General features: G+C 62.8%; 16 protein-coding genes. 3 read left to right on the forward strand and 13 right to left on the reverse strand.

Annotation, left to right across the window (positions count from 1 at the left end):
- Positions 1–58: 58 nt before the first annotated feature.
- A complete protein-coding gene (locus OF122_RS18700; protein ID WP_264225681.1) occupies positions 59–2,386 on the forward strand; it encodes a methyl-accepting chemotaxis protein in 2,328 nt (775 codons plus the stop codon).
- A 77-nt stretch (positions 2,387–2,463) separates the two neighbouring features.
- Here the strand turns inward: OF122_RS18700 and OF122_RS18705 are convergent, their stop codons facing one another.
- The 4 genes from OF122_RS18705 to OF122_RS19790 form a co-directional block, all read right to left on the reverse strand.
- On the reverse strand, positions 2,464–3,357 hold the full coding sequence (locus OF122_RS18705) for a hypothetical protein (protein ID WP_264225682.1): 894 nt from the start codon (positions 3,355–3,357) through the stop codon (positions 2,464–2,466).
- A gap of 408 nt (positions 3,358–3,765) precedes the next feature.
- Entirely contained in the window at positions 3,766–8,106 is a 4,341-nt protein-coding gene (locus tag OF122_RS18710) for a translocation/assembly module TamB domain-containing protein (RefSeq protein WP_264225683.1), read from the reverse strand.
- A complete protein-coding gene (locus OF122_RS18715) occupies positions 8,106–10,013 on the reverse strand; it encodes an autotransporter assembly complex protein TamA (RefSeq protein ID WP_408636271.1) in 1,908 nt (635 codons plus the stop codon). Before OF122_RS18715 ends, OF122_RS18710 begins: the two co-directional genes overlap by 1 nt.
- Positions 10,014–10,178: 165 nt before the next feature.
- Positions 10,179–11,054 (reverse strand): lytic transglycosylase domain-containing protein, encoded by an 876-nt coding sequence (locus OF122_RS19790; RefSeq protein WP_264225684.1) that lies wholly within the window; start codon positions 11,052–11,054, stop codon positions 10,179–10,181.
- Positions 11,055–11,198: 144 nt separating this feature from the next.
- Here OF122_RS19790 and OF122_RS18725 point away from each other — a divergent pair, with 144 nt between their 5' ends.
- Positions 11,199–11,870 carry a pseudouridine synthase gene (locus OF122_RS18725; protein WP_264227711.1) on the forward strand — a complete coding sequence of 224 codons (672 nt, stop codon included), beginning with the start codon at positions 11,199–11,201 and terminating at the stop codon, positions 11,868–11,870.
- Between the two features lie 75 nt (positions 11,871–11,945).
- Here OF122_RS18725 and OF122_RS18730 read toward each other — a convergent pair whose 3' ends face one another.
- The 5 genes from OF122_RS18730 to ectA form a co-directional block, all read right to left on the reverse strand.
- Positions 11,946–13,400 carry an aspartate kinase gene (locus tag OF122_RS18730; protein WP_264225685.1) on the reverse strand — a complete coding sequence of 485 codons (1,455 nt, stop codon included), beginning with the start codon at positions 13,398–13,400 and terminating at the stop codon, positions 11,946–11,948.
- 77 nt (positions 13,401–13,477) lie between these two features.
- The gene (gene thpD / locus OF122_RS18735; RefSeq protein WP_264225686.1) at positions 13,478–14,404 is read right to left on the reverse strand and encodes an ectoine hydroxylase; all 927 of its coding nucleotides are present in this window, start codon (positions 14,402–14,404) and stop codon (positions 13,478–13,480) included.
- 40 nt (positions 14,405–14,444) lie between these two features.
- On the reverse strand, positions 14,445–14,846 hold the full coding sequence (locus OF122_RS18740) for an ectoine synthase (protein WP_014132819.1): 402 nt from the start codon (positions 14,844–14,846) through the stop codon (positions 14,445–14,447).
- A gap of 148 nt (positions 14,847–14,994) precedes the next feature.
- On the reverse strand, positions 14,995–16,275 hold the full coding sequence (ectB, locus tag OF122_RS18745; protein WP_264225687.1) for a diaminobutyrate--2-oxoglutarate transaminase: 1,281 nt from the start codon (positions 16,273–16,275) through the stop codon (positions 14,995–14,997).
- Between the two features lie 178 nt (positions 16,276–16,453).
- Positions 16,454–17,014: a diaminobutyrate acetyltransferase gene (ectA, locus tag OF122_RS18750; RefSeq protein ID WP_264225688.1), complete on the reverse strand. Its 561-nt coding sequence runs from the start codon at positions 17,012–17,014 to the stop codon at positions 16,454–16,456.
- A 262-nt stretch (positions 17,015–17,276) separates the two neighbouring features.
- On the opposite strand from ectA, the gene OF122_RS18755 reads away from it, so the two are divergent.
- Positions 17,277–17,801 (forward strand): MarR family winged helix-turn-helix transcriptional regulator, encoded by a 525-nt coding sequence (locus OF122_RS18755; RefSeq protein ID WP_264225689.1) that lies wholly within the window; start codon positions 17,277–17,279, stop codon positions 17,799–17,801.
- Here OF122_RS18755 and OF122_RS18760 read toward each other — a convergent pair.
- Genes OF122_RS18760 through OF122_RS18775 form a run of 4 tightly spaced genes read right to left on the reverse strand, consistent with a single transcriptional unit; the run spans position 17,798 to position 22,049 of the window.
- The gene (locus OF122_RS18760) at positions 17,798–19,525 is read right to left on the reverse strand and encodes a hypothetical protein (RefSeq protein WP_264225690.1); all 1,728 of its coding nucleotides are present in this window, start codon (positions 19,523–19,525) and stop codon (positions 17,798–17,800) included. The genes OF122_RS18755 and OF122_RS18760 overlap by 4 nt on opposite strands.
- A complete protein-coding gene (locus tag OF122_RS18765) occupies positions 19,525–20,643 on the reverse strand; it encodes a protein-glutamate methylesterase/protein-glutamine glutaminase (protein ID WP_264225691.1) in 1,119 nt (372 codons plus the stop codon). The genes OF122_RS18760 and OF122_RS18765 overlap by 1 nt, the downstream gene beginning before the upstream one ends.
- Complete coding sequence (locus OF122_RS18770) at positions 20,640–21,530, reverse strand: CheR family methyltransferase (RefSeq protein ID WP_264225692.1); 891 nt, start codon at positions 21,528–21,530, stop codon at positions 20,640–20,642. The genes OF122_RS18765 and OF122_RS18770 overlap by 4 nt, the downstream gene beginning before the upstream one ends.
- Before the next feature lie 54 nt (positions 21,531–21,584).
- Positions 21,585–22,049: a chemotaxis protein CheW gene (locus OF122_RS18775; RefSeq protein WP_264225693.1), complete on the reverse strand. Its 465-nt coding sequence runs from the start codon at positions 22,047–22,049 to the stop codon at positions 21,585–21,587.
- Positions 22,050–22,062: the final 13 nt, after the last annotated feature.

The following is a 22,062-nucleotide window of genomic DNA, read 5'->3' on the forward strand; positions in this document are numbered from 1 at the left end:
CCTGCGCGCCCTTACTGGTCCTACGCAATTTCCCAGAAGGGGCAAGGGGGCCGGTATCATGCTGTCCAGACTTAGCGTGGCGCAGCGCATCTATGCGCCGTTCGGCGCCATGATCGCGCTTTTGGCCGCGATCGTGGTGTTTTCCTATTTTGGCGTCAGCGCGGTATCGCAGACCTTTACAGATTACCGCACAGCCGCGCGGCAGACGCTGGCCATTTCCGGCTTTGTCGAACAGCTTTCGGCGGCTCGGCTGGCCGATCTCGACTATCGGCTGGAAACCTCGGCGGAAAAGGCGCAGACACTGGCCGACCGGATTGCAAATCTGCAAACCCATGATCCGCAGGTGATGGCCCTGTTTGAGGGCGACGCCGAGACCGAAACGGCGATAGCCGAATTTGCCAGGTCCGCGCAGGCCTATGAGGCCGCCTTTGTCGAAATGACCGAAACGCAATCGCAGATCGACGCCGGAATTGCCCAGCTGCGCGCCGTGGGCGATCAGTTGCGTGCCGATTCGAGCGCGGCGCTGCGTGCGGTGAGCGGCAATTTCAACGCCACGGGCTCGGCCGGTTTTGGCGTTCAGGCGACAATTCTCACCCAGTTCGAGGTCGAACAGTTCCTGCTGACGGCCGACCCTGCGCGGCTCGAGGCAGCGGCCGAGAATGCGAGCGTTGCCAAGGAGAATTTGCAAAAGCTGCACGATGCGGTGATTTCCAACTCTCAGAAGGCGACGGCCAATCGCATGATGGAGGGGGTCGATGCCTATATGGCGCATGCGGGCAGCGTCGCCGATGCGATCTATGCCCGAAACGCGGTGATGAGCGAGCAGCTCGACGTGCTCGGGCCGCAGATGCAAGAGGCTTTCGGCGCCATGCTGGCATCGGTTCAGGCGCGCCAGGATGCGCTCGGGCCCTCGGGTGCAGCCATCGCCGCCACCACGCTCAACGGCGTTCTTCTGGCTGGCCTTGCGGCGCTTATCGCCGGCAGCCTTCTGGCGGTGATGATCGGCCGGGGCCTGTCGGGCACCATCAAGCAGATTGCCGGGCGCATGCGCCAATTGGCCGATGGCGATCTCGATCTGGACCTCGATCAGCATCAGCGCCACGAAGTGGGCCAGATGGTCGAGGCGCTCACGGTGTTTCGCGACAATGGCCGGGCCATGCGCGACATGGACAGCGAGAAGGCGCAGATGGCGGCACGGGACGCCGAAGAGCACCGGCTGCGCGCCGATCTGCAGGCCCGCATCAAGAGCGTTGTTTCGGCCGCCGTGGCCGGCGACTTTTCCGGGCGTATCGATGTGCGTTACGACGACGCCGAGCTCGAGAGCTTCGCGCAGAGCGTCAACATGGTGATGGAAACCGTGGACCGGGGGCTTTCGGAGACCGGGCAGGTGCTCGCGGCAATGGCCGATGCCGATCTTTCTCTGCGGGTGAGCGGAACCTATGAGGGCGCGTTTGCGCAGCTCAAGGACGATACCAACGCAATGGCCGATACGTTTGCCGACATCGTGGGGCGGCTCAAAGACACATCGCGAGCGCTCAAGACAGCGACAGGCGAAATTCTTTCGGGCGCCAACGATCTGTCGGAACGTACGACGCGGCAGGCGGCGACCATCGAGGAAACCTCGGCCTCCATGGAACAGCTTGCCGTCGCGGTGACCGGAAACGCGCAAAAGGCCCAGGACGCGCTGGACAAGACGCGCGCGGCATCGGAGCTGGCCCAAAAGGGCGGCACGGTGATGGGCGAGGCCAATCAGGCCATGGAGCGCATCACGACATCTTCGGCCAAGGTGTCCGACATCATCAAGATGATCGACGATATTGCCTTCCAGACCAATCTTCTGGCTTTGAACGCTTCGGTGGAAGCGGCGCGGGCCGGCGAGGCGGGCAAGGGCTTTGCCGTGGTGGCCGTCGAAGTGCGGCGGCTCGCGCAATCGGCTGCTCAGGCCTCCTCGGAGGTCAAGGTGCTGATCGAGCAGAGCGCCAGCGAAGTGGGGGGCGGGTCCCGCCTTGTGGCACAGGCCACCGAAACACTGCGGGAAATCCGCGAGGCGGTGACCGAGAATGCCGAGATTATGGGCGGCATTTCCAATGCAAGCCGCGAGCAGGCTTCGGCGATCTCGGAAGTGTCCTCTGCCGTGCGTCTTCTCGACGAGATGACCCAGCACAACGCCGCGCTCGTGGAAGAAACCAACGCAACGATCGAGCAGACCGAGACGCAAGTGACGACACTGGACGGCATCGTTGCGCGCTTTAAGATCAATGGACATGCCATGGGCGATGACGAGGCCCGATGGGAGCACGACGAGCGCGAAGACCTCCCGGCGACGCAGCCTCGTCATGCCAGTGCGGGAAACGCAGCGATTGCGACCGACTGGTCCGAATTCTAGCCTGGGCGTTTCCTTCAGCCTGAACGCGAAAAGGCCCCGCCAGATGGCGGGGCTTTTGTTTGTCGGTTGCCCCTAGGTCAGGCGAGCGGCGCGCGCCGCCGGGCAAAGAAGGGTGTCACCGTGTGCGTGTCGCGGTGATTGCCGCCCGTGACCGCGGCGAACCAGGCGCCGGCGGCGCCAATCGCCAGCGACGCGGCGGTGAGGAAGGCGCCAAGAACACCCACCGCACGCGCCTGATCGGCGGCCGCGGCGATATCGTCCTGCACGGCCTGGGCCTGGGCGATAACCTCATCGACCCGCGCTTCGGCCTGAGCCTGATCGAGGTCGGTGCGCGCGGCGACGAGCTGGGCGAGATAGGCGCGATCGTCTTCGGAAACGCCTTCGCCGGTGACGCCATCGATCAGGATGCGGCCGACTTCGTCGCGTGTCGCGGCAGCATCGCCTTCGGTCGCCGTCGCGGTGCGCAACAGACGGTCAATGGTTGACTGGAACGGGCCCGATTGATCGCTGATCGCCTGTCCGGCTGCCGCTCCTGCGCCCTGCGCGACGCCGCCGACGGCCGAGCCGACGCTGTTGGCAAGGCTGCCGATGCCGCCAAAGGCGAGCACGGCCGTAAAGAGAACGGCAGTCGCCCAGACCAGCAGGCCATGAAAGCCATCACGGATATCGGATTCCTCTTCGGTCGCGTCGTAATTGCGCTTGCGCATGCGGCCGGTGAGATAGCCGCCGATCATCAGCGAAGAGACCTGAACCCAGATAACCCAGATCGCCATGGCTATGGCAATCCAGAACAGGGATACGCCTTCACGACCGAATGGATCGGTCATGCTCAGCCCGATGGCCGAGCCGAAGGCGAGAAGGACAAAGGAAATGGCGGCAGCGGCAATGCCGCCCGCCAGGATGGCCGGCCAATCGACGTAGGAGGACGTTTCCTGGGCGGCTGCCGGCTCGGTGGGGGGTATTGTCGTCATGGGCTTTCAGTCCTTGGGTTGGGCGCTCAAGCAAGGCCGATGAAGGACAGGATGGCCATGACTACGACCACAAGGCCGACGAGATAGATGATCGAATTCATTGGTATTCTCCGTATGTGTTGCCAGCGCACCGGCCGTGACGTCGTGTTTGAATGGATCGACGGGCGCCCTAGAGCACGAAAATCAGAAGCAGGATGACGAGCGGCAGGGGAATGCCGATCATCCAGAGCAGAAGTCCCTTGAACATGAAAACTTTCCCTCACTGCACGCGCTGCGCGGTTGGTGTTGTGAAGGAATAAGAATTTCCGATGCAGCTTGGTTCCAACGGGGCACGCAATCAAAAAGGAGCGCCAACTGCCCAGGACAGGTTGGCGCTCCTGAAAATGCGAGATCGGAAGGGCGGGTGGTTCAGTAATCCTGCTCGTAGAACAATCCCACACCCGAATTGCCCGTCGTGCTGGTCGTGCCTCGGGCGCGCAGTTGCTCGGTGATGTCGAGATCGATGGTGACCCGGCTTTCCCCCGCGCCGGCCTCGACGCCGAGATAGATATTGTCATCGATATAGGTGCCGGCGCGCACGCCGACATTGCCTTGTGCATCGGTGACGATGTCGAGATCGTCGAGCCCCGCGGCCTCGCGCAGCGAGCCCAGGAGCGAACCCGAACCACTGCCGCCGCCGGCCAGTTCGGCCGCCGCGGCCGCCAGTTGCGCCAGTTGCAGCGGCGAAAGTTCGCCCACGCCGCGATCGAAGATCAGCCGGGCCAGAACTTCGTCCTGGGGCAACATGGGATCGGACGAGAATGTCACCTCGGGCGATGATGCGCGGCCTGAAACCGTAACGATGACCGTAATGTCATTGCCCTGGGTGCGGGCCACGAGGTTGATGAAGGGATCGAGATCGCCAATCAGGGTGACGGTGCCTTCGTCGAAATCGATGCGCTGGCCCAGAATCGAGAGGCGTCCGCGGATCAGTTCGAGCGCGCCGACGGGCTGGACATCGGCCACATTTCCGTTGATCTGGACCTGGCCACCCACTTCCGCGTCGAGGCCACGGCCGCGAATGAACACCTGATTGGGTGCAGAGATGGTGATCGCAAGCTCGAGCGGTACGCTGGCCGTCGTGGTGCTCGACGCGCGCTGGTCGATGCGGGCCCGCGCCAGGGTCGCGGCGACCGGCGAAGGCGGGCGGACATGATCAACGTCGATAACGCTCACCGCGCCCCCGAACCCGTCAGGAACCGTGATATCGGCGCGCGCTATGTCGATGTTTCCGGCCAGTCGCCCGCCATTGGCGATGGGGCCGGTGAGCCGCAGGTCGCCGTTGAGGGTGGCGACCACCAGATTGCCATCGGCATAGCGCGCCTGATCGAAAGTGATGGCGATATCGGAATTGAGGCCCGCATCAAGGCCCACAAAGCCTGAGGCCGAGACCGAACCGCCCGTGGCAAGGTTTGCCGTGAGCGTGTTGATGGTCACTCGGTCTGCGTTGAGCGAAGCATTGCCGGTGATGCCGACCAGCCGCAGCGCAAGTCCGGGATCGATGAATTCGCCATCGGCGACTGAAACGGTGCCCGAAAATTGCGGATTGTCGATGCGCCCTGTCACCCGGGCGTCCAGATTCGCCGTGCCTGAAATCTGTGCCCCGCGATCGGCGACGAACCGGTTGGCGAGCGAGAGCGGCGCTGAGCCGTTGATGGCGATATTGAGCCCGGCTCCCTCAAGCGGAACAGTGCCCTGCGCCGTTGCGCTGAGCCCGCCCGATCCATTGGCGCGGGCCTGGGAGAGGGTGATCGTGTTTTCGGCGAAACTGCCCTGAGCGGACAGCGTGAGCGGCGCGATGCCGAAGTCGGAGATCGCTGCGGCGTTGATGCCGTTCGCTTCCACCGAAAAGCTGGCCCGCGGATCGCTGGCTTCGCCCGAGATTTGCGCGGTGCCCGAAACAGTCCCGGCCAACCCCAGATCGGGAACGATGGTGTTGGCGATGGTGAGCGGGAAGGCTGTGACATCGAGCGCGATATCGAGATCTTGTCCCGCGCTGCCCGTGGCGGTTACACGGCCCGAGCCAACCGCCAGCTCGATCCCTGAGAACGAAACCGTCTCGTTGGCGACGGTCAGTTCGGCCGGTTGTGCGAGACTTGCGGCAAGCTGGCCCTGGGTGAGGCGGAAACTTTCGAGCGCTACCCGGTACCCCTCGGCGATGGGCTCGAGCAGACCGGCCAGCGCCAGGTCGGTTCCCGCGTTGAGCGAGCCATCGGCTGAAAACCGTGTCGTCTCTTCGCTTGCGGTTGCGGTGAGCGAAACGGACTGGACATTGGTGCCTGCGGCAACGATATCGGCGCCGTTGATGGACCCGTCGATCACCGGGACGCCGAACAGGTCGGCAATCGTGGCTTCGGCGTTGGCCGAGCCGATTGTGATATCGTTGAACCTGACGGCGTCGAGAGAGGCCGTGACCTCGGCATTCTGGGCTTCACCCTCGGGGTTGAGGATGATATCGGCGTTGACCGTGCCGCTGGCCTCGGCCAGCGCGAGGGCGGCGGCGGTTTCGATATTGGGCGCATCAAGGGTCAGCCGGCCATCGATCAGGCCATCGGCGAAGCGGGTGAGATTGCCCGAGAGCGCCGCGCCGGGAGCATCGAAACTGATATCGGACAGCCGCAGGCGCTCGGCATTGTTGTCGATGTCGCTTGAAAGAGTAACGCGGAAACCGTCAAGCGATGCGGTGCCGGTGAGTGCGCCCACGAGCCCTTCTTCGCTGGAGGTGCCGTCAAAGCCGATATTGGCGTTGCGCAGGGTGCGACCATCGAGCGCACCTTCGGAAATATCGACGTCAGCGGTCAGCGCAATGGTACCCTCAGCACCCTGGGCCGTGCCCGTCGCCGTCAGGCGGCCGGACATTTGGGGGTTGATCAGCGCAAGATCGGCCAGCGCCAGATCGAAGGTGAAATCGGCAGTACCGGTGGCGTAGGTGCCATCGGCGACCATTTCGATCTGGCTGTTGGCAATGCGGAAATCCTCGGCCTCGAGCCCGGCTTCACTGCGCGCCACCCGGCCCGAAAGGGCCACAGTGCCTTCAAGCAGATTGTCGGCGATTTCGTCGTCGACCGAAAGGTTGGTACCATTGCCCAAAAGCGTGAGGTCGAACCCGCCCGACAGGGGCGAAATCGTTCCGGTGGCGCTAAGCGCAATGGCGCCTGAAAGGTCGCGTTCGGCGAGACCCGAGAAAGGGGCAATGGACTCGGTGGTGAGCGCAAGATCGCCGGTAAAGACGTTATCGGCGATCTGGCCGGCGGCTTCGAAATTGAGCGCCTGGGCCACGAGGCGAAGCTGGGCCAGCGTGACGGGCTCACCCGCCTCCCACATGCCGGCCAGGCCAAAGCCGAAAGAGGACCCGAGGGCCTGGGAAATTTCTTCGGACGAGGAGGTAACGCCTTCGAGCCTGCCGTCGCCATTAAAGGTGACGCGACGGGCCTGCGGATTGTCCAGATCGGCGGCGACGCCCGATGTGTCGAGCACCAGGCTCTGCGCCGCGAAATCGGGGGTGGAAAAGCCGAGCAACTCGAAGCGTCCTGACCATTGGTCGGATCCCTCATCGCCGTAATCGACCTCGAAACCGGCGCGCTCGATACGGGTGGAGGCGCCGGGCACCGGCAGTGTGACCGTATCGCCCGAAACCGGGGCAATTTCGCCGCTCATGTCGAGCCGGCTCAAAAAGCCGTCCGCCGTGGTGGCGGCGTTGGCCAGTAGCGACAGTTCGCCGCCCGAAACCGAAAGGTTGGAGATTTCAAAGCCACCGGCATCGCGCATCAGCGCGTCGAGTGAAAGCGCGGTCTGTTCGCCAAAGAAGTCGCGATAGGCTGCGGGCAGGACGGTCGATAGCGGACCACCCAGATCGGCGGCGATCGCGAGACCCTCGGCAGTCTGATCGAGGGTGCCCTCCCCGGTCAGGATACGGTTGCCATCGGCATCGAAGGTCAGATCGATATCGAGATCATCGATGGGTCCGGCGCCTTGCAGGCCCAGCGCAATTTCCGGACGCCCCTCGATGTTGAGGAGATTGGCGACGATACCGTCTTCCGGTTCGATGAGTTCGAGCCCGAGATCGATTTCGCGCGTTTGGTTGGCGTATTGCAGGTCGAGGTCGAGCGTGCCGCCCGGTCCGTCGAGGCGTTCGATATCGAGCCGAGCATCGATGGCGCCACCCTCCAGCGTCATCGATCCGGCCAGCGAGATTTCCGAGCCTAAGCCAAAGACCTGCTCGCCAAACCGCACATTGGGGACCGAGAGGCTTTCGAGAATAACCGCGACGGGCAATTCGGGAACGGAGAACCCGCCCGCCTCGGGGGACGGGGCGGTGGGCGCTTCAGTGGACACCGGATTGCGGATATAGGCGATTGAATCGGCGGAAAGCGACTGGATTTCCAGCCGCCCGAACAGCAGCGCGCCCTGGTTCCACTGCAATTGCGCATTTTCAACAATCAACCAGATGCCCTCGGTGTCCGAAATGGTGATCTGGTCGATCGAGGCGTTCGACGAGAGGGCACCATCGATGCCCGTGAGCCTGATCTGGCGGTCGGGGGTGGATATCTGATCTTCGACGAACCCGACAAGCGCCCCGCGCTGTTCGTTTTCATTGAGCTGGCTGGCGCGGGCCAGCATGTCCATAAGGCTTTCGCGCTCGGGTTCCTGCGCCATGGCCGGGAGCGGCATGGCGAGCGAGACGATTGCGATTGCCGCAAGAACGCGCATCAGAACGATTGTCCTATACCGACATAGAGCGCGTAATCGGGATCGCCCGGGCTCTTGTTCAAAGGCACGGCAACGTCGAGGCGCAAGGGCCCGAGCGCCGTGTAATAACGGATGCCCACGCCGGCTCCCAGCCGGAGCTGATCGAAATCGGGGAAGGTGTCGGCGGCGACATAGCCACCGTCGACGAAGGCGACGGCGCCGAACTGGTCGTTAAAGCGCACACGGCCCTCGACGGAGGCTTCGAGGAGATAGCGCCCGCCAGTCACATTGCCCATGCCATCGTCGACGCCGATCGAGCGATAGGCATAGCCGCGCACCGAGCCGCCGCCGCCGGCGAAAAACAAAAGGTCGGGCGGGATTTCAGTGAGCGAGGGGCCGGCCACCGCGCCGGCCTTGATGCGACCGGCAAGGACATAATTGGCGTCCTCGTCAAAGGCGAAATAGGCGCGGCCCTCAAGTGTCGCGCGGGCGAGGAAATTTTCGTACTCGAACTCATAGAGCGGATCGACCGTCGCTTCGAGATAGAAGCCTTGCGTGGGGTCGAGATCGGAATCGCGATTGTCGAACACGCCGCGCCCGTAAAGACCGGCGGTGGTGAAATTGCGGTTTCCGAAGGTCGCGTCGTCCTCGAAATAGGAATGCTGGAACTGCAAGCCGACGCTGCCGGAAATGTCGTCGCTGAAAAGCTGCTCGATCCCCAACCGCCCCTGAACCGAGGTTTCGGTATAGAGCGGCAGGACCGAGCGGTCGGCGCTGAGCGCGGCGACGAGATCGGTCTCGGGGGTAAAGATGCCCGGCTTGGTGAAGGTGCCGCCAAAGGCATAGTCGAACTCGGCGGTATCGATGGGGAAGCTGATCCCGGCCACCTTGGCGTCGAGCCGCAGCCGCTCGGCCTCACCGAACAGATTGCGGTGCAGCCAATAGCCTTCGACGCCAAGCCCGTCGAGCGTGCCATAGCTGGCGCCGATACCGAAGCGGCGCAGGGCCTGTTCCTGCACGATGATCTGATAGGGCAGCAACCCGTTGGGCTGAACCTGCTGGGCCGCCTCGATGCGCATCGAGCGGAACACGCCCAGCCGGGTCAGCCGCTCGCGGGCCCGCTCGATATCGTCGGGATCATATTCGGCGCCCTGAACCAATCCGGTCTGACGCACGATGAAGGCCGGGCTCATGTTCTGCGTGCCCTGGACCAATATGGAACCGATGGCCGCGTACGCGCCCGGATCAACCACTATGGAGACCTCGAGCGTGCGGCTGGGATGGTCGGCAACCACATCACGCGAGGCGATCTGCGCCTTGGGGTAGCCGAGCTGGCGCAAGGCTTCGACGAGGCGTTGTTCGGCCTGGGCGATGATCGTGGCGCGAGCGATCTGACCGGTCACGAACCCTATTTCAGAGGGCGCTTCGACCCTATCGGCCTCCAGAACAGGCATGGGGGCGCGATTGGTGATGCGCAGGGGGCCGAAGACGAATTGGGGGCCGGGATCGACCGTAACCCTGATCTGGCTGGGTTCGGGCAGGCTGGCGTCGGGCGGGATCGAAGCGGCCTCGCGGCCATTGACCAATATCGAGATCGCGCCGCCATAATAGCCCAGATTGTAGAGCGCGCCGGTCATGCGGGCATAATCGCCACGCGCCTTGGCAAGAAGTCCGGCCACGCCGGACGCTGGTTGATCGCGGTCGCCCCAGAGATTGGATGCAGCGCGCAGGGCGGCATCCAAATCGCCTTCCACGCCGGTCTCGAAAGTCAGATCATAGGTGCGCGGATCGGCGATCACAGCATCGGCGTCGTCGGCTTCCGAGCCGAAGAACTGGATGCCGAACAGCTCGAATCCAAACGCCGGGCCGGTTACGAGCGTTGCGGCCACACAAAGGGCGATCAGGCTATGGCGCTTGCTGGTTTTCACGGCTGGTACGCAATCCACACTATCCATTCCGCTCAACTGGAGCGCCGAGCCACTGGGCCGGCCGCTCCAATTTGATCAAAATCCTAGCACAGAGGGGGTTAACGGCAACCCTGGCGACCACATGAAAGGCACGATTGTGATCGGGGTGTCGCAGACCGGGCACGGTCAGCGCTGCGCGCCGGCCATCGAATCGAGCAGCGCGAAGGTGCTCGTCACCAGATCGATGGAGGGGCGCAACCGGGTGTCGGCGCCCGAGGCGATCGCAGGTGGGGGCACATCGCTGGAGGCGCGGTATTGCGCGTAGGCGAGACGCGCAGGCGCCTGTGGGGCCGCGTCATCCTCTTGGCTTGTGGCAGGAGCTTGTGCCAGGGCTATGGCGTCGAGCGCGTCGGCCTGTGCAGGAGCCGGCTCATCGATCTCAAGCCCCAGCGGACGGGATGGGGGCAGAAAACCGAGCGGGGTGCTTTCAAACACCGCCTCGACCGGCTCGGCTGCGGCGACTTCGATGGTTGGGGCGACCTCGGCCACCGGTGGCGGCGGGGTGACGGCAGCGACCACGGGAGCCTCAAATTGCGGCGGCGCGGGCGCAATGGGGGTCGCCGGGCCGGGGCGCAGGCCGGTTTCCTCGAGCAGGCCGGCAGCCTTGGCTTCGTAGTAATAGCCCTTGGCGTAGAGCTGGACCGCGCGATCGTGACTGCCATTGGCCAAGAGCCACGCGCCGCGCAGATATTTGACGGCGTAGATGAGATTGGTTTCTGCGTTGAGCAGATCGGACGGCTCGCCGCGGAACCCCATGGTGCGGGCCGTTTCGGGGAGAATCTGCATCAGGCCGTAATAGGGACCGTTGCGGGCTGCAGGGTTGAAGGTGCTTTCGCGATTGATGACGCGGCGCACCAGTTCGAGCGGCACGCCATAATATTGGGCGTAGTACTGGGCGAGAATCTCAACTTCGGCACGCGAATGGCTCTGCGCGCTGGCAGGCAGGGCGGAAAGCCCCAGAACGAGGGCGGCAAACAGCGCTATAAGCCGTCTTGCGATCATTGAGACCCGAAAAAGAAACTGAACCCTGAGCAGCGCGCATAGCACACGGCACCCAATAAGGGGAGCGGATGTGGCAAATTGTTGGCCACAATCGGGCAATGGGATAACTTTTCGGCCCGCCCGATTGCTGATAGAGCGTCGGCCATGCTCAATCCCATGCCCAAGACCTTCGACTATCGGCCCCCGACCGACCCCTGGCTCGACATCCTCCATGAGGATGCCGACATCGTCGTGTTCAACAAGCCTTCGGGCCTTTTGAGCGTTCCGGGCAAGGACCCGGCGCTGTTCGACAGCCTGCAAAGCCGGGCGCTTGAACGGTTTGCCGGCGCGGGGACGATCCACAGGCTCGACAAGGACACCTCAGGCATCATCGTGATGGCCAAGCATAAGGGGGCGCACGGCCATATCGGCAAGCAGTTCGAATATCGCCAGACGACCAAGTTCTATATCGCGCGGGTCTGGGGCCATGTGGCCGACGACGAGGGGCTGATCGACCTACCGCTGGCGACGGACTGGGAAAACAAGCCGCGCCAGGAGGTCAATTACGAACGTGGCCGGGCCAGTCAGACCCGCTGGCAGGTGGTCGGGCGCGAAGAGAATGCGACGCGGCTCAAACTCTTCCCCATAACCGGGCGCACGCATCAATTGCGCGTGCATCTCAAAGAGATCGGGCACCCGATCCTTGGCGACGAGTTCTATGCGACCGGAGAGGCGCTTGCGGCCGCCGACCGGTTGCAATTGCATGCGGCGGAACTGGGGTTCAGGCACCCCAGCGGCGGGGAGCCCGTGGTGTTCCGGTCCGAGCCACCCTTCTAAAGCATTGATGGAAACAAAAAAGCCGGCCCCCCGAAGGGGACCGGCTTGTCGTCGCGTTGCCGTCAGAGGCATCCATCAGGCAACACGACGAATGTCGGCTCGCGCCTTGCGTTCGGCGCGCTCTTCCACAAGCCCCTTGTGGAGCGCGATGATCGCGGCGTCGAAGTCCTTTTCCTCGACCAGCACCTGCAGATCGACCTTGCGGATCATGTCGGTCAAACCGATGGGTTCGATCCCGGCCTCGTCAAGGGCGGCAATGGCACGCGGCAGGATGCGGACGCCGCCCAGATCGCGGCCAATGGCCGAAACCATGGAGAGCTTGCGCAGCGTGGTGCTGGCCGTCGGGAAGGCCTGAGCCAGATCGGCCTCGACCCGCTTGATCGCCTTCATCGAACCCTTGAGGTAATGGGTGATGGTGTTGGCGTTCGAGGTCTTGGAGATGATCCAGACCTTGTGGCGCGTCAGGGCCTCGAGGATCTTGGTATCGTAGCCCTTCACGCCGACCATGTCCTGATCGTAGAATTCGAGCGCGAACACGCCCTTCAGACCGGTAATGATTTCGGCGCCCGGCGTCTTGGGTGCCAGATCGCTCATGATGACCGTGCCCGGATGATCAGGTTCGAACGCGTTGGTGACGCGCAGCGGGATACCGGCCTGGCGCAGCGATTTTGCCGCACGGGGGTGAATCGCTTCCATGCCCATATTGGAGAGCTGGTCGGCGACGTCGTAATTGGTTTCCCCGATCACCTGCACCTTGTCGGAACCGACCAGTTTGGGATCGGCCGAGGAAAGGTGGAATTCCTTGTGGATGATCGCTTCCTTTGCGCCGGTCACCACCGCAACGCGAGACAGGGTTACTTCGGAATAGCCGCGGTCATAGGTCTTCATGAGCTGTTCGGCGCACTGGGCATAGCCGGTGACGATGGGCAGCTCGGTGGCGAAATCGACGCCGGAAAACTGGCGCGCGATATGTTCGTCGAGCGGCAATTCGCCGTCCTGACGCCAGCCGGTCAGATCGATGAAGCGGGCGTTGACCCCGTTCTGGTTGAGCAGCAGGGCGGTATTGAAAGCCGATTGCGCTTCGCCCAGGGCCGAGAGCATTTCGCGCACGGTCAAAAGATGGGCTTCGAGCTGGAAATGGCCGAACGAGCACAGGCGCGAAAGGTCGATCAGACATGAGCGCACACCTTCGATCCGCTCGCGGATGAATTTATCGGCCTGCTCGCGGGTTGCGGCGTCGGGGAAGATCTCGGCGTTCTTTTCGACCATTTTCGAGGCAACCGAAGAGAGCGCATCGCCCCATTGCCAGCCGCTTTCCGCGCTCGCAAACAGCGCATAGACGCCGGGCTCGTCGGATTTTTTGTGTTCGAGCAGGGCGTCTGTCATGCCGCCATAGGCGGACACGACGAAAATGCGATTATAGAGCTCAGGGCCCCTCCGGTCGCCGACGAGCACGGTGCGCAAAAGCTCCTGGCTGCGCGACATCGACGTGCCACCGATTTTTTCGACTGTATGGGTCTTGGCTGTCACTTGTTCCCTCCGATTGGGTCGGGGTGCCCGGCGGGACCGTTTAAATCCCGCCGAATGGTTTGGGTGCCTTGTGGCTCTTATTCGAGTTTGCCCGAGACGATTTCGAACGGGCCCTTGGGGTCGCGGTTCGAAAGGAAGTCAGGGCGGGGCTTGTTGGCCGCGAACGGGTGTTCGACACGGTTTGACCAGGCGTTATAGACAAAGAACGCATTGGAACGCGGGAACGGGGTGATGTTGCCGTTCGAGCCGTGCATGGTGTTGCACTCGAAAAGGATCACCGTACCGGCCTTGCCCGAGGCGTATTCGATGCCGAACTTTTCGGCCAGATCGGACAGCGCCTTGTGGCTGGGGACGCCCACTTCCTGCTTTTTGAGCGAGGATTTGTGGTTGTCATCGGGTGTCTCGCCCGCGCAGGACACATAATGCTTGTGCGAGCCGGGCATGAGCATCAGTGGCCCGTTGAGCGCGTCATTGTCGGTCAAAAGGATCGAGGCGGAAATGGCCCGCATGCGCGGCATGCCGTCCTCGGCGTGCCAGGTCTCGAAGTCCGAGTGCCAGTAGAATTCCTTGCCGGTGAAGCCCGGCTTGTAGTTGAGCCGGCTCTGGTGAAGGTAGAGGTCGTCATCGAGCAGGAAACGAATTTTCCCGGCAATCCGCTCGTCACGGGCAACGCGGTTGAACAGCGTGCTCTCGTCCTCAAGACGGAAAATGGTGCGCACCGCATCCGAATCGGGTTCGGTCACCACATTATCGGAGTTGAGGCCTGCCTCGCCGGACCGCAGGCGGCGCGATTCAGCCTGGAGCTTGGCCACCTCGGCGGGGGAAAATACGTTGTTGAGGACCAGAAAGCCATTCTTGTCGAATTCTTCGGTCTGGGCACGGGTCAGCGGCGCTTGGGGTGTCCAGTTGCCCCAGAATACCGGGTCCTTGCGCTCAAGCCAGTTTTCTTCGGCAAGTCGTGTCGGATAGGCGTCCGATCGGGTGTGAACTGCAGAGAGTGTCATTGCTTCCTCTACTCCTTGGTTCGGGGTTTGTGGGTGCGCCTTACGCGCTCTTTGCCAACTCGGCGGCCGGGGCATACGAGCCATCTTCACGATGGACTTCGGTGCCGGTCACCGGCGGGTTGAAGCAGCATGCCATGACCATCTCCTCGCGGGCGGTCAGGCGGTGCCGGTCGTTCTTGTCCAGCGCGTACATGACGCCGGGCTTGATCTGATAGACCGTGCCGGTTTCGAGGTCCTCGATCTCACCATCGCCCGAGACGCAATAAACGCTCTCGAAATGGTGCTTGTAGTGGAACTCGTGGCTGGTGCCCGCGTGGATGCGGGTGATATGGAACGAAAAGCCCATGCCATCGCCGGCCAGCAGCAGGCGGGTGGAATCCCAGCCGTTGGAATTGACGAGCCGATCGCCCTGGCGGGCGTCTTCGAGGTCACGAACGATCATTTTGTATTCCTTCTTTCTTCTTCTGGTCGCGCTCCTAGATCGTTTCACCGTTTCGCGGAACGGCGCACGACCTAAGTCTTTGTTTTGTCGCGCTTCCGAACCGGATAAGTGGCAGCCACTTATCCTGGAAACGCTCTAGTGGCCGCGCTCATTCAGCGGCGGCGCGCGAAACGTCCTTGGCAAGCACGGCTTCGAAAGCGTCCTCGATGATGTCGAGGCCCTTGTCGAGCTGTGCGATATCGATGGTGAGCGGGCAGAGCACCTTGACCACTTCGTCACGGCCGCCCGAGGTCTCGATGATGAGGCCCTGTTCAAAGCATTTGGCGCAGATGTCGGATGCAACATCACCGTTTTCAGTGTTGATGCCCATCATCATGCCGCGGCCGCGCAGGGTCAGTTCGTAGCGCTTGGCAATGGCGCCGAGACGGGTCTTCAAATGCTCACCCTTGGCCTTGACCGAATTGGCGAAGGCGTCGTCGCGCCAGAATTTTTCCAGCGCCACGCGAGCGGTGACAAAGGCATGATTGTTGCCCCGGAAGGTGCCGTTGTGTTCGGCGGGCTTCCAGATGTCGTGCTCGGGCTTCAAAAGCGTCAGAGCGAAGGGCAGACCCATGCCCGAAAGCGATTTCGCCTGAGTGATGATGTCGGGGTCAAGGCCGAACTCTTCGAACGAAAAGAACGTGCCCGTGCGCCCGCACCCGGCCTGGATGTCATCGAGGACGAACAGCGCGCCGTGCTTTTTGGCGATTGTCTGGATCTTTTTGAGCCATTCGCCCGACGCAGCGTTCAGGCCGCCCTCACCCTGTACGGGTTCGACAAGGATCGCGGCGGGGGCATCGATGCCGCCCGACGGATCGTCGAGCATCTGCTCGAGCATATCGGCGGTATCGACGTCAGGACCGAAATAGCCCTCGAAGGGCGCGCGATGGACGCCATTGAGGTCGATACCGGCACCGCCGCGCTTGCCGGCATTGCCCGTCGCGGCGAGCGCGCCAAGGGTCATGCCATGAAAGCCGTTGGTGAAGGCGATCACATTGGTGCGGCCGGTCACCTTGCGGGCCAGCTTGATGGCCGCTTCAACGGCGTTGGCACCAGTGGGACCTGTGAACATGAGCTTGTAGTCCATGCCGCGCGGCTTGAGGACGATGTCCTCATAGGCCACGAGGAACTCTTCCTTGGCCTTTGTGAACATGTCCAGCCCGTGGGTGATGCCGTCGGACGTGACGTAATCGACCAGAGCCGCCTGCATGTCGGGGTCGTTGTGACCGTAGTTCAGCGAGGAACAGCCGGCGAGAAAATCGATATATTCGCGGCCGTCGTCGCCGTAAATGATCGAACCCTTGGCCTTGCCGAAGAGTTTGGGAAAGCTGCGCGAATACGAGCGAACCTGGCTCTCGACGCGATCGAATGTTTCGTGTGTCGTAGTCATTGTGCCTTGTCTCCTTGTTTCTCTCGTATCGCGCTCCCGATCGCCAAAAGTGTCTTCCACTTTTGCCGGGGACGCTTCGAGCGGGACGGCGGAATTTGGAATGAGCGGAATTCTTGCCTGCATGAGATCTGATGGCGCCGCCGGTCCGCAGTCAGTGGCGGCAGCGCCCCTTGTCTCTTTAGGCGGCAGAACGAACGGGCAGAGCCGCGCGCTCGAACGGGCCAATGGTGACAAGAAATTCGGTGTCGTGCAGGCCGGCGAAATGGTCGTCGCGCTTGAAGTGCGGCTGACGGACCAGATCGGCATCCAGCGTCTCGGCAATCGACCCGAACAAGGCCCATGAGGGCTTGTTGTCCTTTGTGATGGTCGACTGAACCTGAGTGACGTTGGCACAGACCTTGCGGGCCAGCACGGCGTTGATCAGGCGCTTGGCCATGCCTTTGCCGCGCGCCTTTTCGGCCACGCAGACCTGCCAGACGAAATAGGTGTCGGGATGCTCGGGCGGGATATAGCCCGATACCCAACCAACGATTTCGCCATCCATTTCAGCCAGCGCGCAGGTGGACGCGAAGTGGCTGCACTGGAGCAGGTTGCAATACATCGAATTGTCGTCAAGCGAGGTCGTATCGGCGATGAGCTGCCATACACCGGCGCCATCCTCGCGCCTGGGAGCGCGAATCTTGATGGATGAGCGCGGGTCGGCGCTGAGGTCCGTGTCGCTGACTGCTGCGAGTTTCATGGGATGCCTCCATTTACGTTCACGCAGTTAGTTAGCTTGTTCAAACTAAATGTCAACCCTCAGAAATCGTTCCAAATTTCCGCGCTATCCATTTTATCTATCTATTTCAGCGACATATCGCGTTAAATGATAATTATTCGACATTCGCCTTCGCCTGGGGAAAGGTGGGATGGCTTGCCAAATTTGTTAGGCTTATCTAAATGAATTTGTCAAAACACCACAGGTTGGGGCTTGGGAGAGCCGGCAAGCAGAGGTAAAGACCATGAACACACTCGTGCTGGAGCCAAACCGCGCCGTGCAAGCCCCGACAAAGACTGCGCTTTCGGCGCTGCGCAAAATCCTGCGCAAGACAGAGCTCAATTCAAAGGCGCTGATGCGCGAGACGGGGCTGACCCCGTCCCAGCTCATCTTCATGCAGTTGCTCGATGATGGCCTTGAACATACTGCCGGTTCGGTCGCGGCGCGCATGGGCATTACCCAGGCAACGACAACCGCGCTGATCCACAAGCTCGAGGCGCTCAACATGGTGGCGCGCCGCAAGGGGCAGACCGACCGGCGACAGGTCTGGCTGAGCCTGACCGAGAAGGGCCGCAAGATCCTCGAAATCGCGCCCGACGGCGCGCACGCGCAGTTTCACGACGCGTTTTCCAATCTCGAGGAATGGGAACAGCTCATGCTGATCGCGGCGCTGGAGCGGGTCGCTTCCATGCTCGATGCCGAGGACGACGCCGCGGCGGTCCTGGCATCCGATCCGGTGCTGGCTCCGCGTGCGGAGCCAGGCGCCTAGAGCACCATCAAATCGTCGAACATGTCGTCGCTGGCCGGGGCGGCCGCGCTGGCCACGGGGGGGCCGAACAACGTGTCGTGCACCGCGCGCTCGGCCTCCATCGTATAAAGACGGCGCAGGCCGGCGATAAGCCCGGTCAGTTGGGCCGACTGTTCGGAAGGTATCTCGTCCGGTGCCAGATCGGCGATCTGCATCCTGATATCGTCCATGGCCTCTGAAAGCGCGCCAAGCCCGTCCAGCCCGTTTGCCGCCTTCTGGAGCAGGGCGATGACCCTGGTGCCGTCGGTGTCGAGGCTGGAGAGGGCGGTGGCCAGTTTCTGATCGAGCCCGGAGAGCAGTTCGAGAGCGAGCGTAGCGCCCTGTTCGAGGCCCCTGCCCTCGCCCGCGCCATCGGTTGCCGTCGTGGCGCCGAAGGCATCGGCCAGAGCCGCCGACTGGCTCAACCAGTCGACAGCGCTTTCGGCGGCGACCACGGTTTCGCTGGTCAACTCACGCAATTGGGTTGCAATGACCGTGAGCGAGGCGCCGCGCGGACCCAATTGGGCGCAGCGCACGGCGGCGTTGAGGCTGACGAGCCGCATATTGGCTTCGATGTCCTGAACCGCCTCGACGTGGCCGAGCAATATGCCCACCGTTTGCTGCACGGTTGCCGCTACCGCCTCGAGCTTGGCGCGTTCGGCTTCAAAATTGCCCAGAAGGGCCACTGCGGCCCGCAGCTGGTCACTGAGGCTGGAAATGGCGGAGGATTTACCGGCATCGGAGCCATACTGCCCGCGGCTGCGGGTCATGATGGTTTCGGCATCGGCGGCCAGCGCTGCAAGCGATCGCTCGGCATCGTCGACCTCGCCCCCGAAATCGCGCGCCGTTTCGGCCAGCTGGGCCTGTTCGAGCGTGGCGATCGCGGCAAGCGCATGGGTGCGGTCTTCGGATGTGAACGCGATATCGAACACGGGCTCGCCCGAGAGAATTTCGGCGAGATGATGAAAGCCGGTTTCAATGTGTTCGAGCCGCTGGCGCGTGGCGTCTCCGACCTGAAGCGCCATGACCGCGTTGCCGATCTGACCGACGATCTGGCGGGACAGCCTGCTGGTTTCCGCGCTGCCTTCGACCGCCGATGTGCGCTGGCTTTCCAGGGCGCGCAACGTGGCGGCGAGGCGACCGGCAAGATCGGACAGGGTATGGGCGTGAGCCCCTTCGAAGCGGTTGCGCTGGCTGACGGCGGCATCGACTTCGATGACGAGCTGGCGATAGACCTGCGAAAATTCCTTGAGCGTGCGGGTGGCCGATTCCGAAAGCGTCGCGATATCGGTGGTGAACACATCGAAATCGTCGGTGTCCTCGGCAATGCTCGCGGCGGTCACACGCGCATTGATCGAAACGATGCCCATCATCTTGATGGTTCGGTGCAGATCGGAGATCGGCAGATTGGCGGCGCGGACCACCTCGAACAGGCGTTCGAGACCGGCCCGTTCCTGCCCGAAGGCGTCAGAGAGTGCGGCGGCCCGGCTGGCCACCGCCTCGAGATGGCCGGTCGCTTCTTCGACCTCTGCGCCCCGCAAGGCGTCGGGGAGTGCATCGAAGAGCTTTATGAGCTTGTTGAGAAGGGCGGCGCCCTCGGTCAGGCAGCCGCCGACCGAAACGAAGGCGGTTTCTATCTTTTCCCGGTGCCCGGCCAGATCGGCGGCAAGCTGGTTTACGGCTGTGGGTGTGGCGGATACGCTCATCAGACATGTTCTCCGGGCCGGGCGGCCTTGTGGCCGAACGCCACGATTTCGTCGGCGATCCTGGCAAGCGGAAGGACCCGCCCGGCAGCGCCGCGCTGGATGGCTTCCTTGGGCATGCCGAACACCACCGAGGTCTCTTCGTCCTGGGCAATGGTGGGGCTGCCCATCTCGCGCATTTCGAGAAGTCCGCGCGCGCCGTCGTCACCCATGCCGGTCAGGATGATGCCCAGGGCGTTGCGGCCTGCCGTCTGGGCGGTGGAGCGAAACAGGACGTCAACCGATGGACGGTGACGCGAGACGTGCGGACCGTCCGCGACCTTTACGGTGTAGCGCGAACCGTTGCGCACCAGCATCATGTGGTAGTTTCCCGGAGCCAGCAGCACCTGTCCGGGCCGCACCAGTTCGCCATCCTGCGCTTCGCGGACCGAAACCGCGCAGCCGGCATCGAGACGCCGGGCGAAGGCGCTGGTGAATTTTTCCGGCATGTGCTGGACGATGAGGATGGGCGGGCAGGCCGCGGGCAGGGCTTCAAGGATTTCGCGCAACGCCTCGGTGCCACCGGTCGACGCCCCGATCGCAATGATCGGTTCTGTCACGGGGATGCGCTCGATCAGGCTCTTGCGACGGGTCTCGGAAATGGCGGGCAGGATCGCATCGGCGGTGAGCTTGGATTCGACCGCGAGGGCCGGCGCCTGCTTTTTCATGCCGCCCATCTTGGCGTGGGCGGCGCCCTTGGCCGCATCGCAGATGCGCATCCGCGATTCATTGAGGAACTGGGCAGTATCGACACGCGGCTTGGCCACAACATCGACAGCGCCCGCTTCGAGCGCCTGCATGAAGGTGTCCGAACCGGCTTCGGCCAGGCTCGAACAGATAACGACGGGGATGGGCCGCTGGGACATGATCTTGCGCAGGAAGGTCAGCCCGTCCATGCGCGGCAATTCGATGTCGAGGAAAATGACGTCGGGCACCTCCTGGCGGATGCGCTCGGCGGCGACATAGGGATCGGACGCCGTGGCCATGACCTCGAGGTCAGGGTCGGCGGAAATGATATCGCTGAGCGTTAAACGCACCGAGGCGCTGTCATCGATAATCAGAACGCGGATTTTTTCGCTCATTGGGCCACGCTCCCGGCCTTCTGGAATACGGCGGGGGCCACCTGGCGCATGGTCACCGAGGTGCCGATCATCGATTCCGAATGGCCGAGCAGCAGATAGCCTCCGGGGCGCAAATGGCTCACCAAACGGTTGATGACGGCTTCCTGATCGGGTTTTTCGAAATAGATCAGGACGTTGCGCAGCAAGATGATGTCCACGTCCCGGTCGAAGGGATAGGTGTCATCCATCAGGTTCAGGCGCTGGAACCGCACGAGACGACGCAACTCGGGCACGATCCGCACCTCTGGCCGTGATCCGGCCTGGCGGGCGAACATCAGATAGCGGCTCTGCTTGGTTGGCGGTACGGGTGCGATCTGGTCGGCCGGATAGACGGCGCGACGACCCTGTTCGAGAACGTCGGTGGAGATGTCGGTGCCGAGCAGGGCAAAGCGGAAATCGCGACGCTGGGCGCAGATGTCGGCCAACACCATGGCGGCGGTATAGGCTTCCGCGCCGGTCGAGCTTGCCGCGCTCCAGACCTTGAGCAGTGGCATGCGCTCATTGCGTCGGGCATCGAGGAGATTGGGCACCATCATCTTTTCCATGAGCTCGAAATGTTCGGGCTCGCGGAAAAAATCGGTCTTGTTGGTGGTGACGGCGTTGATGAGGTAGGGCAGCTCGCTCTCGAGTCCGCCCTGCCGGAACAGATGGTCGCCATAGGCCGAAAAACTGGTCAGCCCCAAGCCCCGTATCCTGCGGCGCAGTCGACCTTCCACCATCAGGCGCTTGGCGGGCGGGAGCTTGATGCCCACTTCGCGGCCGATCAGCGCCGAAATGCGCTTGAAATCGGCTTCGCTGAGGCGGTCGTCGTCATCGATTGTGGTGTTGAGGCGGGCTAAGGCGGACAAAACTAACTCCATGGCGTGCGGCCGGCCGGGACTTCCGGCCAGCCGAAGGCGTAATCACGCTGCGAGGATCGGCTGCTTGACGATGTCACCGAGCAGGCCGTCGAGATCGAGCACCGTAACGAATTTGCCATTGCGGCGGCCGATGCCCGCTATGCAGTGCCCGCTCCAGCCGGCACTGATGGCAGGCGCCGGATCGAGCGTTTCGGCGTCGAGCACGGTGACCTCGAACACCTTGTCGGTGCGCAGGCCCAGCGTGACCGGTCCCTCCGGGCCCTTGATGGTCAGGACCACGATCCGGGTGTTTTCGGTATCGTTGGCCGGAGCCATGCCAAGGGTCAGACGCAGATCGAGCACCGGCACACCCTTGCCTCGCACATCGATCATCCCGAGCAGATTTTCGGGCGCGCGCGGCAGGCGGGCTATGGGCAGCATGTCCAGAATTTCCTGGACCGTGGCGACCGGCGCCGCGAAGATTTCCTCCGCGACACTGAGCGTTACATACTGGATTTGCTCAGCCATGGCTGCGCCCGGG

Source organism: Pelagibacterium flavum, assembly GCF_025854335.1.
GTDB lineage: Bacteria > Pseudomonadota > Alphaproteobacteria > Rhizobiales > Devosiaceae > Pelagibacterium > Pelagibacterium flavum.

Coding starts and splice junctions, on each gene's coding strand:
- OF122_RS18755 (WP_264225689.1), top strand. CDS start 17,277: ATGAACACACTCGTGCTGGAGCCAAACCGCGCCGTGCAAGCCCCGACA.
- OF122_RS18765 (WP_264225691.1), bottom strand. CDS start 20,643: ATGAGCGAAAAAATCCGCGTTCTGATTATCGATGACAGCGCCTCGGTG.
- OF122_RS18760 (WP_264225690.1), bottom strand. CDS start 19,525: ATGAGCGTATCCGCCACACCCACAGCCGTAAACCAGCTTGCCGCCGAT.
- OF122_RS18700 (WP_264225681.1), top strand. CDS start 59: ATGCTGTCCAGACTTAGCGTGGCGCAGCGCATCTATGCGCCGTTCGGC.
- OF122_RS18725 (WP_264227711.1), top strand. CDS start 11,199: ATGCTCAATCCCATGCCCAAGACCTTCGACTATCGGCCCCCGACCGAC.
- OF122_RS18710 (WP_264225683.1), bottom strand. CDS start 8,106: ATGCGCGTTCTTGCGGCAATCGCAATCGTCTCGCTCGCCATGCCGCTC.
- OF122_RS18775 (WP_264225693.1), bottom strand. CDS start 22,049: ATGGCTGAGCAAATCCAGTATGTAACGCTCAGTGTCGCGGAGGAAATC.
- ectB (WP_264225687.1), bottom strand. CDS start 16,275: ATGACTACGACACACGAAACATTCGATCGCGTCGAGAGCCAGGTTCGC.
- OF122_RS18740 (WP_014132819.1), bottom strand. CDS start 14,846: ATGATCGTTCGTGACCTCGAAGACGCCCGCCAGGGCGATCGGCTCGTC.
- thpD (WP_264225686.1), bottom strand. CDS start 14,404: ATGACACTCTCTGCAGTTCACACCCGATCGGACGCCTATCCGACACGA.
- OF122_RS18705 (WP_264225682.1), bottom strand. CDS start 3,357: ATGACGACAATACCCCCCACCGAGCCGGCAGCCGCCCAGGAAACGTCC.
- ectA (WP_264225688.1), bottom strand. CDS start 17,014: ATGAAACTCGCAGCAGTCAGCGACACGGACCTCAGCGCCGACCCGCGC.
- OF122_RS19790 (WP_264225684.1), bottom strand. CDS start 11,054: ATGATCGCAAGACGGCTTATAGCGCTGTTTGCCGCCCTCGTTCTGGGG.